Origin of the sequence: Cellulomonas sp. NTE-D12, assembly GCF_027923705.1 — a bacterium.
GTDB lineage: Bacteria > Actinomycetota > Actinomycetes > Actinomycetales > Cellulomonadaceae > Cellulomonas.
Genome location: NZ_AP026442.1, coordinates 985,219 through 999,684 on the forward strand (window position 1 = coordinate 985,219; position 14,466 = coordinate 999,684).

13 protein-coding genes are annotated in these 14,466 nt (G+C 74.0%); 5 read left to right on the forward strand and 8 right to left on the reverse strand.

The genetic code is table 11. The features are described 5' to 3' along the window. Positions 1 to 98: 98 nt before the first annotated feature. The 4 genes from QMF98_RS04540 to xseA are packed head-to-tail and all read right to left on the reverse strand — an operon-like array spanning position 99 to position 3,292. Entirely contained in the window at positions 99 to 740 is a 642-nt protein-coding gene (locus tag QMF98_RS04540) for a carbonic anhydrase (RefSeq protein WP_337974877.1), read from the reverse strand. Beyond that, complete coding sequence (locus QMF98_RS04545) at positions 737 to 1,663, reverse strand: carbohydrate kinase family protein (protein ID WP_337974878.1); 927 nt, start codon at positions 1,661 to 1,663, stop codon at positions 737 to 739. Before QMF98_RS04545 ends, QMF98_RS04540 begins: the two co-directional genes overlap by 4 nt. Then, complete coding sequence (locus tag QMF98_RS04550) at positions 1,660 to 1,986, reverse strand: exodeoxyribonuclease VII small subunit (protein WP_337974879.1); 327 nt, start codon at positions 1,984 to 1,986, stop codon at positions 1,660 to 1,662. The genes QMF98_RS04545 and QMF98_RS04550 overlap by 4 nt, the downstream gene beginning before the upstream one ends. A gap of 19 nt (positions 1,987 to 2,005) precedes the next feature. Next, the gene (gene xseA / locus QMF98_RS04555) at positions 2,006 to 3,292 is read right to left on the reverse strand and encodes an exodeoxyribonuclease VII large subunit (protein WP_337975541.1); all 1,287 of its coding nucleotides are present in this window, start codon (positions 3,290 to 3,292) and stop codon (positions 2,006 to 2,008) included. Between the two features lie 271 nt (positions 3,293 to 3,563). On the opposite strand from xseA, the gene QMF98_RS04560 reads away from it, so the two are divergent. Then, positions 3,564 to 4,616: a 4-hydroxy-3-methylbut-2-enyl diphosphate reductase gene (locus QMF98_RS04560; protein WP_490715659.1), complete on the forward strand. Its 1,053-nt coding sequence runs from the start codon at positions 3,564 to 3,566 to the stop codon at positions 4,614 to 4,616. Positions 4,617 to 4,705: 89 nt separating this feature from the next. Here the strand turns inward: QMF98_RS04560 and QMF98_RS04565 are convergent, their stop codons facing one another. Then, entirely contained in the window at positions 4,706 to 6,091 is a 1,386-nt protein-coding gene (locus QMF98_RS04565; RefSeq protein WP_337974881.1) for a DNA recombination protein RmuC, read from the reverse strand. 121 nt (positions 6,092 to 6,212) lie between these two features. Between QMF98_RS04565 and QMF98_RS04570 the strand changes: the two genes are divergently transcribed. The 4 genes from QMF98_RS04570 to QMF98_RS04585 all read left to right on the forward strand — a co-directional run bounded on the left by QMF98_RS04570 (position 6,213) and on the right by QMF98_RS04585 (position 10,307). After that, the gene (locus tag QMF98_RS04570; protein ID WP_337974882.1) at positions 6,213 to 7,067 is read left to right on the forward strand and encodes an ABC transporter ATP-binding protein; all 855 of its coding nucleotides are present in this window, start codon (positions 6,213 to 6,215) and stop codon (positions 7,065 to 7,067) included. Continuing rightward, positions 7,037 to 8,599 carry a hypothetical protein gene (locus tag QMF98_RS04575; RefSeq protein WP_337974883.1) on the forward strand — a complete coding sequence of 521 codons (1,563 nt, stop codon included), beginning with the start codon at positions 7,037 to 7,039 and terminating at the stop codon, positions 8,597 to 8,599. Before QMF98_RS04570 ends, QMF98_RS04575 begins: the two co-directional genes overlap by 31 nt. A gap of 18 nt (positions 8,600 to 8,617) precedes the next feature. Beyond that, positions 8,618 to 9,694 (forward strand): redox-regulated ATPase YchF, encoded by a 1,077-nt coding sequence (gene ychF, locus QMF98_RS04580; RefSeq protein WP_337974884.1) that lies wholly within the window; start codon positions 8,618 to 8,620, stop codon positions 9,692 to 9,694. Between the two features lie 73 nt (positions 9,695 to 9,767). After that, positions 9,768 to 10,307: a GNAT family N-acetyltransferase gene (locus QMF98_RS04585; protein ID WP_337974885.1), complete on the forward strand. Its 540-nt coding sequence runs from the start codon at positions 9,768 to 9,770 to the stop codon at positions 10,305 to 10,307. Positions 10,308 to 10,396: 89 nt separating this feature from the next. Here the strand turns inward: QMF98_RS04585 and QMF98_RS04590 are convergent, their stop codons facing one another. The 3 genes from QMF98_RS04590 to QMF98_RS04600 all read right to left on the reverse strand — a co-directional run bounded on the left by QMF98_RS04590 (position 10,397) and on the right by QMF98_RS04600 (position 14,456). Next, entirely contained in the window at positions 10,397 to 11,584 is a 1,188-nt protein-coding gene (locus tag QMF98_RS04590; protein ID WP_337974886.1) for a DUF4214 domain-containing protein, read from the reverse strand. After that, positions 11,581 to 12,789 carry an alpha/beta hydrolase gene (locus QMF98_RS04595; protein ID WP_337974887.1) on the reverse strand — a complete coding sequence of 403 codons (1,209 nt, stop codon included), beginning with the start codon at positions 12,787 to 12,789 and terminating at the stop codon, positions 11,581 to 11,583. Before QMF98_RS04595 ends, QMF98_RS04590 begins: the two co-directional genes overlap by 4 nt. A 101-nt stretch (positions 12,790 to 12,890) precedes the next feature. Then, a complete protein-coding gene (locus QMF98_RS04600; protein WP_337974888.1) occupies positions 12,891 to 14,456 on the reverse strand; it encodes a S53 family peptidase in 1,566 nt (521 codons plus the stop codon). Positions 14,457 to 14,466 lie beyond the last annotated feature (10 nt).

Below are 14,466 nucleotides of genomic sequence, written 5' to 3' on the forward strand. Positions count from 1 at the left end.
CCGGCTCGGAGGCGGCTCGGGGACGACGTCACCGCAGCCGGAACCGCCCGGGGACGGTTCCGGCCGCGTGAGACGTGGCGGGTGTGGAACAGCGCAGGTCAGTCGAGGCGGCCGACCGTCTCCACGAGCTTCGCGCGGCCGTCCTCCAACGTGTACTCCACGGCGACGATCGCGCAGCTGCCGTCGGCCGTCCGCCGGGAGAGCACTGCCGAGTAGTCGGCGAGCATGTGCGCCGTCTGCCGGACGTGCTCGTGGCCGAGCTCCGCGGCGTCGAAGGAGTCGAGCGGCCGCCCGGTGCTGGTCAGGCCGACGATGCTCGGGATCACCCGGTCGACCACCGCGCGGACGAACCCCGGCGCCTGCTCGCCGCTGGCGAGCGTCTTGGCGGCGGCGGCCACCGCCCCGCACTTGTCGTGCGCCAGCACGACCACCAGCGGCGTGCCGAGCACCTCGACGCCGAACTCGATCGAGCCGAGCACCGTGGTGTCGATGACGTGACCGGCGGTGCGCACGACGAAGGCGTCGCCGAGCCCCTGGTCGAACACGATCTCGGCCGCGACACGGCTGTCCGAGCACCCGAACACGACGGCGAACGGCTGCTGGCTCGAGCTGAGGGCGGTGCGGTGCGCCGCGTCCTGCGACGGGTGCACCATCTCGCCTCGGACGAACCGCTCGTTGCCCTCGAGCAGCGCGGCCCAGGCCTGTCCCGGGGTCGTCGGTCGGTCGGTCGTGCTCGTCATGCATCCACCTCCGCAGCAGTCGGGGGATTGGCCCCGGCGCGCGACACGGTGATGGCGGCGATCCGCGCGCACCGCTCCATCACAGCCGTCAGCGTCCCCTCGTCGATCGCGTGCAGCGCCTCGCGCCGGTCGGCGCCCAGCAGCCCGGCCGTCCAGAGGCCGTCGATCAGGCCGCTCATGAACGAGTCCCCGGCACCGACCGTGTCCGCCACTGTGACGCGTGGCGCGACGATCTGCACGCGGAGACCGGTGGACGTGACCGCGAAGGCGCCCTCACCACCGTGGGTCACCACCACGACGGCCGGTCCGGCCGTCGCCCAGCGGGCCGCGACGTCGTCCGGCGCCTCGTCGGGGTGCAGCCACAGCAGGTCCTCGTCGCTGACCTTGATCACGTCCGCGGCGGCGACCAGGGCGTCCACCACCGGCAGGGTCTGCGCGGGCGAGCCCATCAGCGCCGGGCGCATGTTGGGGTCGTAGCTGATGGTGGACGTGGCTCGGCGCGCCTCCACCAGACGCGCCACGGCGGCGCCGCCCGGCTGCAACGTGGTGGCGATCGAGCCCGTGTGCACCACGACCGGGTCGACGTCGTCGCCCTCCCACGTCGCCGGCAGGTCCCACTCCAGGTCGAACTCGTAGGTCGCGGCGCCGGTGGCGTCGAGATGGGCCACGGCGACCGGCGTGCGGGTCGCGTGCACCGGTGCGTTCAGCACGTGCACCCCGGACGCCGCCAGGTGGTCCCGCACGCGGTCGCCGTAGGCGTCCGGCGCGAGCCAGGTCAGCAGGTCCGCCTGGCGACCCAGCCGAGCGAGCCCGAGAGCCACGTTGGCCGGGCTGCCGCCGGGGTGCTCCTCGCGGCTGCCGTCCTCCCGGACCACCACGTCCACCAGCGCCTCGCCGATCACCAGCGCCCGTTCGTCGTTCACTCGTCGTCCCCGTCCTCGTCGTCGGTACCGGCCTGCTGCTGCGGCCGTTCGTCGTGTGTGCCGGCCGCACCGGCCGTGCTCGTCTGACCTGCGCCTCTGGGTGCCGCCGCGGTCGCCAGCCGCTCCCGCGCACCGTCCAGCCACTGCTGGCAGCGGGCGGCCAGCGCCTCGCCCCGCTCCCACAGCGCCAGGGCCTCCTCGAGGGAGCCGGCGCCGCTCTCCAGGCGTGCGACCACGGCCACGAGCTCGTCACGCGCCTGCTCGTACCCCAGGCCCTGCACGTCGGCGTTCGGGTCGGTCGGCGGTACGGCTGGCTTCGGCACGGGAGAAGTCAACCAGCCCTCACCGACGCGGCGTGCGAGGGCGCGTGCCCGCCCCGTCCGGCTGCGCAGCCGCCGCGGGCGTCGAGACGGTGACGGCGAACCGACCCCGCGCCACGCGGACCGCGAGCGGCTCGCCGTCGGCCACCTCCGCCGGGTCGCGCACCACCGCACCGTCGGCGCGTTGCACCACCGCGTACCCGCGGTCGAGCGTCGCGGCCGGGGACAGCGCCCGCACCTGTGCGGCGAGCCGCGCCGTGGCGATCCCCGCCTCGGCGAGCGCTGCGCCGACGGTTCGGCGGCCGTGGTCCACCAGCCGGTCGAGCGCGAGCTGGTGCGGTTCGACCAGCGTGACGGGACGTGCCAGCACCGGCCGCCCGCGCCAGTTGTCCAGCGTCGACTGCTCACGCGTGAGGCGCCCGAGCACGGCCGCGCGGGCACGGTGGCGCGCCTGCGTCAGGCGGGCGCGTTCCTCGGTGACGTCGGGGACCACCCGCTTCGCGGCATCCGTCGGTGTGGAGGCGCGCCAGTCGGCCACCAGGTCGAGCAGCGGAGCGTCGAGGTGGTGCCCGATCGCGCTGATCAGAGGCGTGCGGCAGGCGGCGGCTGCGCGCACCAGCGCCTCGTTGCTGAACGGGAGCAGGTCCTCGAACGACCCGCCGCCCCGCGCGACGACGATCACCTCGACCCGCGGGTCGGCGTCGAGCTCGGCGATCGCGGCCGTCACCTCCGGCACCGCGCGAGGGCCCTGGACGGTGACCCGCCGGATCTCGAACTGCACCGCGGCCCAGCGGGCCCGCGCGTTGGAGACCACGTCGTGCTCGGCGTCCCCCTGCTGCGCGCACACGAGCCCGACCACCGCCGGCAGGAAGGGCAGCGGCCGCTTGCGGTCCTCGTCGAACAGGCCCTCCGCCCCGAGCACGCCCTTGAGGTGCTCGATCCGCGCGAGCAGCTCGCCCAGGCCGACCAGTCGGACGGCGTCGGCGGCGAACGTCAGCTCGCCCCGTTTCTCGTGGTACCGGGGCCGGGCGTGCACCACCAGGTGCGAGCCGTCGGACAGCCGGTCGGCGACGGAGGCGATCGCGCCCGCCGGGACGGTGACGGACAGCGACATGTCGAGGTCCGTGTCCCGCAGCGTCAGGAAGTACAGGGAGTTCCACCGCTTGAGGTTGAGCACCTGGCCCTCGACCCACACCGGGGGCATCCGGGCGACGTAGTCGGCGATCTTCGGCGCGAGGTGCCGGACCGGCCACGGTCGGTCCGGCGTGGTGTCGGCGGCGCGGAGGGGGAGCGGGCCGCGGGCCGTCAGGTCCGGGTCCTGCGGGCGGACGACGGGGCTGCCGGGCGGTGGGAACGCGGCATGCCCTGCTGCCCGGTCCGCCGCCCGATCGGCCGATGCGCTCACGGTCACCAGACTGCCCCATGCCGCCCACGGGACCTGCACGCGTCCGCCGCCGGCCGCCCGGGGACGGTCCCGAGGCCCGACCTAGACTGGGGCGGTGAACCCCCACCGTCCGTCCGTCGACCGTGCCGTCGACCGTGCTGTGGACCTGGCCGTGGACAAGGCCGTGGACCTGGCCGTGGACAAGGCCGTGCCCGACGCCGGTGCGGCGACCCCGTCGTCCGACGTGGTCCGGCGCGTGCTGCTCGCCTCGCCGCGCGGGTACTGCGCGGGCGTGGACCGCGCCGTGGTGGCCGTGGAGAAGGCGCTCGAGCACTACGGCCCGCCGGTGTACGTCCGCAAGGAGATCGTGCACAACCGGCACGTCGTGGACACGCTGGCGGCCCGCGGGGCCGTGTTCGTCGCGGACACCGACGACGTCCCGGAGGGTGCCCGGGTGGTGTTCTCCGCGCACGGCGTCTCGCCGGCGGTGCGGGCAGCGGCGGCCGCTCGTTCGCTGCTCACCATCGACGCGACGTGCCCCCTGGTCACCAAGGTGCACAAGGAGGCCGTGCGGTTCGCCGACGACGACTTCGACATCCTGCTGATCGGCCACGCCGGGCACGAGGAGGTCGAGGGGACGTCGGGGGAGGCGCCGGAGCACATCCAGGTGGTCAACTCCCCGGACGACGTGGACGCCGTCGAGGTCCGCGACCCCGAGCGTGTCGTCTGGATCTCGCAGACCACCCTGTCGGTGGACGAGACGATGGAGACCGTCCGACGGCTGCGTGAGCGGTTCCCCGCGCTGCAGGACCCGCCGAGCGACGACATCTGCTACGCGACGCAGAACCGTCAGGTGGCGGTGAAGAAGATGGCGCCGTCGTGCGACGTGGTCGTGGTGGTCGGTTCCGCGAACTCGTCGAACTCCGTGCGGCTGGTCGAGGTGGCCCTGGAGTCGGGCGCCCGCGCGGCGCACCGGATCGACACCGCCGCGGAGATCGACCCGGCATGGGTGGCCGGTGCGACGACCGTGGGCGTCACCTCCGGCGCCTCGGTGCCCGAGATCCTCGTCAGGGACGTGCTGGCCCGCCTGGCCGAGCTCGGCTTCGGCGACGTGGAGGAGGTCCGCACCGCGACCGAGGACCTGATGTTCTCCCTGCCGCGAGAGCTGCGCGCCGACCTGAAGGCGGCGGGCGCCGAGACGCGGCCGGCACGCGAGGGCCGGCGCTCGCTGGACGTCCAGGGCGTCTAGCGCTCGTCCGACGTCGGGCCGGTCCGCTCGTTCGCGGCGCGGGTGTCCGGCCGCGCGGGCTGTTCACGCGACACCGCTGCCGCCCGGGCTCAACCTGCGACCTCCGTCGCGCCGGCGTGCGGGGAGGCCGCCTCGGCGCGCAGTGCGGCGGCATCCCGGCGGCCGTCCTCCTCGGCCAGCGCGGCCTGCTCCAGCACCACCAGCCGCTCGTCGGTGGAGGCCAGCAGCTCCGGTGCGGTCAGCGTGGTCAGGCGAGGGTCGACGGGCGCCGGCGAGGGCAGCTCGGCGTCGGTGACGTGCAGGTCGGCGAACCGCCGGGCGCTGACCAGCACCCGTGTCTCGAGGGAGCCGACCGTCTGGTTGTACGCGGAGGCGGTCGCGTCGATCGCCCGGCCCATCCGCGCGAGGTGCGAGCCCATCGTCGCGAGCCGACCGTGCAGCTCCTTGCCCAGCGACAGCACCGCCTGGGCGTTGGCGGCGAGGGCGTCCTGCTTCCAGGCGTAGGCGACCGTCCGGAGCAGGGCCAGCAGCGTGGAGGGGGTCGCCACCACGACGTGCCGGTCGAACGCGTACTCCGCCAGGCCCGGGTCCTCGTCGAGCGCGGCGTGCCAGAAGGCGTCCGCGGGGACGAACATCACGACGAACTCCGGTGCGGGCGCGAACTGCTCCCAGTACTGCTTGGCCGCCAGGTCGTCGACGTGCCGGCGCACGTGCCGCGCGTGGTCGCTCAGCCGCGCGGCCCGGACTGCGGGGTCCGACGCCTGCGCGGCGTCGAGGAACCCGAGGAACGCCACCTTCGCGTCCACCACCACGTTCTTGCCGCCCGCCAGGTGCACCACCATGTCGGGCCGCAGCAGACCGTCGTCGGTGCGGACGTTCTCCTGCTCGACGAAGTCGACGTGCGGCAGCATCCCCGCCGCCTCGACCACCCGCCGCAGCTGGACCTCGCCCCACCGGCCGCGCACCTGGGACGCCCGCAGGGCGGTGACCAGCTGCGCCGTCTCGCCGCGCAGCTGCTCGGACACCGCGTGCATGGCGCGGACCTGCTCACCGAGCGCCGCCTGGCCGGCGGCACGGGCCTGCTCCGCCACCTGCAGCTGCTCGCGCACCTGGTCCAGCGTGCGCCCGACCGGCTCTACCAGGGCGCGGACCGCCTGCTCGCGCTGCGCCAGCTCACCGACCTGGGTCTGGTGCTCGGCGGCCAGCCGCTGGTGCGCCAGCGCGAGGAACTGCTCGCTGCTCGCGGCCAGGGCGTCGGCGGCCAGCGCCTTGAACCGTTCGGCCGCTCGCTCGTCGTCCGCGCGGGCGGCCGCCGCCGCGGTGCGCTCCGCCGCCCAGCCCGCCTCCGCGCGGACCGCCGTCACCTCGGCCGCCCGGACGCGGGCTGCTGCCCGGGTTCCTGCCCCCACCCAGCCGAGGGCCGCCCCCAGCGCGACCCCGACCGCCAGTCCCAGCAGCAGCACGCCCACGTCCATGCCGCCAGGGTGCCGCCGACCACCGACATGCCGGTCGCGGCGCGCACGGCAGACGTCCTCCCGTCCCTCCACCGGCGCGGGGCCGCGCCAGAACCCCGGACCCGCGTGGGTGCCCGCACCTATGCTGACGCCCGTGCCCGACGGCAACCAGGGGCCGCAGCTCCCTCCCGATCCACCACCGCCGCTCGCCCCTGCTCGGCCGCTCGCCGAGCCCCCGGCACTGGTGCTCCGTGGCCTGTGGCGTCGCTTCGGCAGCACCATCGCGGTCGCCGGTCTGGACCTCGACGTGCCGACCGGCTCCTGCTACGGCCTCGTGGGGCCCAACGGTGCCGGCAAGACCACCACACTGCTGATGGCGACCGGTCTGCTGCGCCCCGACTTCGGCAGCGTGTGGGTGCAGGGCGTCGACCTGTGGGCCGATCCGCTGCGCGGCAAGGCGTTGCTCGGCGTGCTGCCGGACGGCATCCCGCTGTTCGACCGTCTGACCGGCGCGCAGGCGATCACGTACGCCGGTCTGCTCCGCGGCCTCGACCGGGACACGGTGGCTGCCCGCACCGCCGACCTGCTGCGGACCATGGACCTGGAGCGGGACGCGGACACGCTCGTGGTCGACTACTCGGCCGGCATGACGAAGAAGATCGCGCTCGCGTGCGCCCTGGTGCACGCACCCCGGCTGCTGGTGCTCGACGAGCCGTTCGAGGCGGTCGACCCCGTCTCGGCCGCGAACATCCGGGACATCCTCGCGGCGTACGTGGCGGGCGGCGGCACGGTGATCGTCTCGTCGCACGTGATGGACCTGGTCCAGCGGATGTGCGACCACGTCGCGGTGATCGCCGGCGGCCACGTGCTGGCCGCGGGCACGGTGGACGAGGTGCGCGGAGCCGGCACGCTGGAGGACCGGTTCGTGCAGCTGGTCGGCGGACGCATCACGGGCGGGGGACTGGCGTGGTTGGGCACCTCGTCCGCCTCAAGCTGAGGCTGCTCGCCAACGGGCTGAAGCGCAGCGCCTGGCAGGTGGTGCTGATGATCCTCGGCCTGGTGTACGGCCTGGGCCTGCTCATGACGGTGGCGGGCGGCTTGGTCTACGTCAGCACCCAGGCGCTGGTGCTTCGCGAGCTCGTGGTCGTCGTCGCCGGTGCTGCGCTGGTGCTCGCGTGGTGCGTGGTGCCGCTCGTCGCGTTCGGCGTCGACGCGACGATGGACCCCGCGCGCTTCGCGCCCTATCCCATCCGTCGGGCGCACCTGCTCACCGGCCTGGCGGTCTCCGGGCTGGTCGGCGTCCCCGGCCTGATGACGGTGCTCGCCGCGCTGGGCTCGGCGATCCTGTGGTGGCGCGAACCGGCGGCCCTGGTCGCCAGCCTGCTGGGCGCCGTCCTCGCGGTGGCGACCTGCGTCGTCGGCTCGCGCGCGCTGACCACCGCGCTGGCTCGGGTGGTGGTGCGTCGGCGGGTGCGCGAGCTCGGCGCCGCGCTGGTGCTGATCCCGATGATGTTCATCGGCCCGGCGATGTCCGCCCTCACCATGGGTGCGTCCCGCATCCGTGCGGCCGACATGACGCCGGTGGTGCAGGCCGTCGGCTGGACGCCGTTCGGGGCGGCCTGGGCCCTGGCGCCCGACGTGGCGTCGGGACGCTGGTGGCAGGCGCTGGCGCGGCTGGTGGTCGCCCTCGCCACGGTCGCGGTGGCGGTGCTCGTCTGGGACCGGTCGCTCGCCCGGGCCCTGGTCGACCCGCCGCACGACGTGGCCGGGCGGCGTCAGCGCGGGCTCGGCTGGTTCGCCCGCGTGCCGGCCAGCCCACGGGGAGCCGTGGTGGCCCGGTGCCTGACCTACTGGATCCGCGATCCGCGCTACGCCATGGCGGTCGTGGCCGTGCCGATCTTCCCCGTGCTCTTCGCCGTGCTCGGCATGGGCAGCGGCCTGGTGCTGGCCGCGGGACCGCTCGCAGGTTTCCTGCTCGGCTGGTCCATCTCCTCCGACATCAGCTTCGACGGCCCGGCGTTCTGGGTGCACGTCGCTGCGGGGGTGCGCGGCGGGGTGGACCGCGTGGGACGCGTGCTGGCCGCCCTGGTGCTCGGCGTGCCGGTGGTGACGGTCATGACGATCGCGTGCGCGCTCTTCCTGCACCGTCCGGACGCCGTCGCGCCGCTGCTCGGCAGCGCCCTCGGCACCCTGACCACGACGCTCGGGGTCTCGTCCGTCGCCTCCGCACTCGTCGTCTACCGCGTGCGCAAGGCGGGAGAGAACCCGTTCTCCACCCAGCAGGGCGCCACGGTCCCCGCGATGCTCACGCAGCTCGCGGGGTGGACGACGGTCGGGCTGCTGTGCGCGCCGGTCACGGTGCTCGCCGTGATGTCGGTGGCCGGGCACCGCGAGGCGCTCGGCTGGGTCACCCTCGCGGTCGGCCCGGCGCTCGGGACGGGGCTGATGGCCCTCGGTGTGCGGCTCGGCGGTCGCACGCTCGACCGCACCGCCCCTGACCTGCTGCGCCGGCTGATCGCCATGGCCTGACCCGTAGACTCTCCCGCCGTGGCGCTCACCATCGGCATCGTCGGCCTGCCCAACGTCGGCAAGTCCACCCTCTTCAACGCTCTGACGCAGGCCCAGGTGCTCGCCGCCAACTACCCGTTCGCGACCATCGAGCCCAACGTCGGCGTGGTTCCGCTGCCTGACCCCCGGCTGACCGAGCTCGCGCGCGTGTTCGACTCCGAGCGGACGATCCCGGCCACCGTGTCGTTCGTCGACATCGCCGGCATCGTCAAGGGTGCGAGCGAGGGCGAGGGGCTGGGCAACAAGTTCCTCGCCAACATCCGTGAGGCCGACGCGATCTGCGTGGTGACCAGGGCGTTCGCCGACCCGGACGTGGTCCACGTCGAGGGTCGTGTCGAGCCGCTGGCGGACATCGAGACGATCCACACCGAGCTGGCGCTCGCGGACCTGCAGACCCTGGAGAAGGTGGTGCCGCGCCTGGAGAAGGAGGTGCGGCTCAAGCGGGCCGACGCCGCATCCCTGGCCGCCGCGCAGCAGGCGCAGGCGGTGCTGGAGGACGGTCGCCCGCTCTCACTGGCCGACGGTGTGGACGTCCAGACGCTGGCGGAGTTCGGCCTGCTCACGACCAAGCCGTTCATCTACGTGTTCAACACGGACGACGAGGGCCTGGCGGACACCGCGATGCAGGAGAGGCTGCGGGCGGCCGTCGCGCCCGCCGACGCCGTGTTCCTCGACGCGAAGTTCGAGGCCGAGCTGGTCGAGCTCGAGCCGGACGAGGCCCGCGAGATGCTCGCCGCAAACGGTCAGGAGGAGTCCGGGCTGGACCAGCTGGCCCGCGTCGGGTTCCACACCCTCGGCCTGCAGACGTACCTCACCGCCGGCCCGAAGGAGGCCCGCGCGTGGACCATCCACCAGGGCTGGACGGCACCGCAGGCGGCCGGGGTGATCCACACGGACTTCCAGAAGGGCTTCATCAAGGCCGAGGTGATCAGCTACGCGGACCTGGTCGAGGCGGGCTCCGTGGCAGCGGTGCGCGCCGCCGGCAAGGCGCGGATCGAGGGCAAGGACTACGTGATGGCCGACGGCGACGTGGTGGAGTTCCGCTTCAACGTGTGACCCTGGTGGCCGCACCGACCGGCCCGGCGAGCCGCCGGTCGGACCGCAGGCTGCGACTGGAGGGAGCACGCGCGTGACGGTGATCGCAGACGCGGCCTCGCCCCTGCGCCGGCTGACCCTCGGTGACGCACCGGTCCTCGCGCGGCTGGTCCGGGCAAACCGGGACTTCCTCGCGCCGACGAGCCCGGTGCGCACCGAGGACTGGTTCACCGACGAGGGGCAGGAGCGCGCGGTGCGGACGGCGCTTGCGTCCGCCGAGGCGGGAACGATCTACCCCGCCGTGCTGGTCGAGGGCGGCGACGTGGTGGGGATCCTCAACCTCAACAGCATCATCCGGGGCGCCTTCCAGTCCGCGAGCGTCGGCTACTGGGTGGCGCAGGACCGCAACGGCCGTGGGATCGCGACGAGGGCGGTCGCCGCAGCCAAGCGGCTCGCGGCTGAGGAGCTCGGGCTCCATCGGCTCGAGGCGAGCACGCTGCTCGACAACACCGCCTCCCAGCGCGTGCTGACCTCGAACGGGTTCGTCCAGTACGGCGTGGCGCCGGACTACCTGCGAATCGCGGGCCGGTGGCAAGCCCATGCACTCTTCCAGGTGACATTCCCGGGCTCGTGACGGCCGCTCGACGCCTGCGCGGGGATGCGGTCCCGCCCAGGCCCAGCAGTGGAGGGACGAGGTACCGAGCGAGTCCTCAGGCGCGACGGTCAGGCAAGAGGGAGCACCGTCAGCGTCACCCAGGCGTTGAGGCCGCGATGCTGCGCGTGGATCTCGTGCGGGCCGACAGCTGTGGGCTGGCACAACCCGTGCAGGCACGGCTGACCGTCCCAGGTGATGGTGGCCTCGTCGGTGGCGTCGCCGATGAGTGTCCCGTCCGGCTGATAGGCCTGGACGGTGTAGGTCTGACCCCAACCGAGATACACGCTGGTGTCCTGATTGGGCGACAACGAGATGCTTCCGACCCAGGGGCGCGTCGACTCGTTGTTCCAGTACTCGTCGGAGGCGACGATGCCGCCGATGATCTGCTCGTCGCGCGCCCCGTTCTGGATGGCCGCGACCCAGGTGCCTTGTCCCGGTTCGATGCTCCGGCGGAGGAGCCGCTGGTAGTAGCCGTCGACGACCGTGGTCAGATACTCGGTCGACAGCAGGAAGCCCAGCGAGACCTGCGTGCGGGTCGCTCCGCGGTCGAGCGCCGCCACCCAGCCGGTGACCTCTGAGCTACCGGCATCGCGGCCGAGGACATCGCGGTACAGGGCCCTGACCCAGTCCGCGGAGGTCCCGCCGTTGGTCGCCCAGTACTCAGGTGAGGCGATGAAGCCCGAGTCGAGCTGCTCGACGGTCATGCCTGCGCTCATGCCGCCTAGCCAGGACTGCAGGCCGCCTGCGTCGGGACCACGCCCCAGGTAGGTGTCGTAGGCGTCGTCGATCAGGCCGGTCCGGAACTCCTCCGAGGAGGTGATCGCGTTGGCCACCGCGATGCGTGGCGTGCCCGAGATCAGTGCGGTCGACCACCCCACTTCGCCCGACCACTCCGGCGCCCGGTGGAAGAGATCCTCGTAGATGGAGATCACGTAGTTGTAGACCGCGTTCGCGGATGCGGGGTCGAGGACGGTGTGCCGGGGCGCAGCAGAGGCGGGTGCGGCCGTCGAGGCGACCAGCAGGCTGACGGCGGCGAGCGCGAGGGCCCGGTGAGTGATGCGCACGTGGTCTCCAGGGGCTACCCGAGGAACAGGCGCGGCGGTGTCGCCGTGTCCGACGCCGGAATCGGTGTAGTGCGCACCAGCGCACCAGTGCACCGCGGCCGTGAGCGGAGCGTAGCCAGCCGCGGCGCCCTCGTGGCGCGATTCGCATTGCTGGTATGCGCCGACGCGGTGCAGCTCGGAGCACCCGCTCAAGAAGCAGCACGCTGCACCTCGGGGTACGGCCTGGACCCGGCCAGCAGCGGTTCCGGCAGGCCGCGCGCCACGTGGTCGACGAACGCGGCCAGGTAGGCGTCGGTGATGGCCAGCGCGTGGTCGCCGTCGATCGACCCGAGCCCGACCAGGGCGCGGAGCGGGGCGGCCAGGTAGTAGGCGCCGTAGTCGCTGAAGTTGAGGTGCCGGGCCCCGTCGAGCTGGAAGCTCCAGACAGGCCCGGTGCTGGCGGTCAGCAAGGTGCGGGCCGCATCGCGTGCGGACTGCTCGTCGGAGCCGCTCGGCCGGCAGGTGCCGGTGATGCAGGTGCCCTGGCTGGCCAGCAGCAGCACGGGCTTCTGCAGTCCGGACTGGACGACCGTGCCGAACTGGGTCCCGTCGAGGTCGGCCGCGCCTACGCAGTGCGGGTCGTCGTGGCAGGCCTGCAGGGCGGCGGCGCCGCCGAAGGAGTGCCCCAGGTACACGGTGGTGGCCGCGTCGACATGCCCCGCGAACCGGCCGGTCGCATCCAGCGCCGCGACCCGGGACGCGGCGAAGCGGTCGTCGGCTGCCCATACGCTGACCAGCCGGTCGGCGGCCGGACGCATGGCCGCCGCGTCGGACTCCTGCAGGTTGCCGGCGGGTGTCGCACCCACCGGCCGTCCGTCCAGCACGGTCAGGTGGGCGCTGTAGGTGGGTGTGATGCCGGCGACCAGGTATCCGTGGCTCGCCAGGTTCTCCGCGAGCGTGGTGTATTGCGGCGCGGCCAGACCCAACCCTGGTTCGAGCACGACCACGGGGAACCGACCGGCCGCGGCGGGGGCGTCGGCGACGGCGTGCACCCGGACGTGGTCGAAACGGGTCTCGCCCAGCCCGAGCGGGCCGTGCAGGTGCAGTCCTGACCATGCGCCCGGGGTGTAGCGCGCAGGTGCCGCGCCTGGCGCCGGTGCGGCCGGGTACCAGAGCCACACGGACAGCTCGCGTGGCGTGCCCGCCCGTGGGGCGAGCGGGTCGCTGCGGGCGTCGTCGGTCCAGTCGGCCATCGTCCGGCCGACGGGATACCGGCCGGTCGGGGCGGGGAGGGCGACCTCCTGCTGCTGCCGGACCGTCACGTAGCCGACGTACCCGCCGAGCGCCACCACCAGCACGATCGCCAGGACCAGCAGGGTCTTCAGCGCTCGGCGCAGCCCTCGACGGTGGGTGCGCATCCACGCTGCTCCGAGTGGTGGCACGTGAATCGAACCTCCCTGCCGCGTGGTGGGCCCGCGATGAGCCGTGCTGGGACGATCCCACCGTTCAGGGTCTCCGGTCAGGCGTGCACCGCGCGGAGCCTGTCCAGCAGCGCCTGGCCGTCGGGAACGCCCAGGCCGGTGCACGGGTCCCAGCCGGGGCCGGCGGAGTAGGCCCCGTTGGTGCCCGACGTGATGTCCCGCAGGCCGCCGGTCGGCGCCCCCGCACGTGCACCGGCGTAGAGCTGCGGACCCAGCGGGCCGGGCAGCCGACCCAGCCCTTCGGACAGGCGGCACACGAGTGCCGCCCACAGCGGTGCGACGGCGCTCGTCCCCCCGATGACGGTGTCCGTCCCGTCCACCCGGACGTCGTACCCCGTGGCGGGGTCGGCATCCCCGGCGACGTCGGGCACACCACGCCCCGACCGCCCGGTCGCGGCGTTCGCCGGCACGCCGACGCGGGACTGCCACGCCGGCGTCGGGTAGACGTCGCTCACCCCACCGCCCGTACCGCCCTGGCCGGCGCCGTGGAACCACACCGTCTCGGTCGCGACCCGGCCAGTCGTGGCGTCGGCGTGCAGCGTGGTGCCGCCGCAGCCGAGCGCCTGCGGGCTGGAGGCGGGGTAGTCGACGTGCGGCCGACCGTCGGTGGAGTTGTCGTTGCTGCCGTCGTCGCCGGAGGCCACGCACACCGTGACGCCCAGGGCGCCGGCGTCCGCCATCGCCTGGTCCATCGCGGCCCGGGCCTGCGCGGTCCACTGGTCCTCCGACTGCCCCCAGCTGATGCTCACGGCGGCCGGCGTCGGGCTCGCGTGCACCGCGGTCGCCAGCGCGTCGAGGAAGCCACGGTCGGTGTTCGGTGCGAAGTGCACCACCAGGTCAGCGCCGGAGCAGAGAGCACCGGCGACCTCGATGTCGAGCATCACCTCACCGTCCGCGCCGGACGGGTTGCCGTCCGGGGCGTTCCCGGCGCCGTCCACGCCGACGGCCGTCACGGTCGGCGGGGAGATCACCCCGACGCGGGTCCAGTAGGCGGCCAGGTCGGCGTCGGTGTAGCCGCCGCCGAGCTCGAGGATGGCGAGCCTCTGCCCGGCGCCGGTGGTGCCGGCGGGGAACCGGTAGACGGTGCCGAGCTGCTGCGGGGTGAACGCTCTGGCGCCGGCGGCGGCGGGTCGAAACCGGGTCCTCGCCTGGGGCCTGTCGTCCAGACCCAGGACCGCGACCACCACGCCGGCCAACGGGCCGGGCACCGACAGCTCGCCGGTCCGCTGCCGGTGCGTGACGGTGCCGGTCCCGTCCGGTGCGGGTGACTCCACGAGCCCGAGGGAGGTGCCGAACACCCGTTCCAACGTCTGCAGGCTGCCCTGCGCCTGGACGCGCCGCGAGACCGGGTCCTCGGCCGTCACGCTGACCCCGGCCGCCGCCAGCGTGCGGCGCACCAGCTCCAGGTCCTGCGGATCCGCGCCGGCCGTCGCGGCGAGCTGCTCGCGGCTCAGCGGCGCACCACCGGGCGGTGGCAGCTCACCACGGCGGCGCAGCACGAGCGTCACCTCCACCGTCGCGGTCGGCTCGGGGCCGCCCACCGGCCGGGCGTCGGGCACCGGGTGCCGGGTGCTGCCGGGCAGGGAGTGTCGTTCCTCGCTCATCCCCGCACCC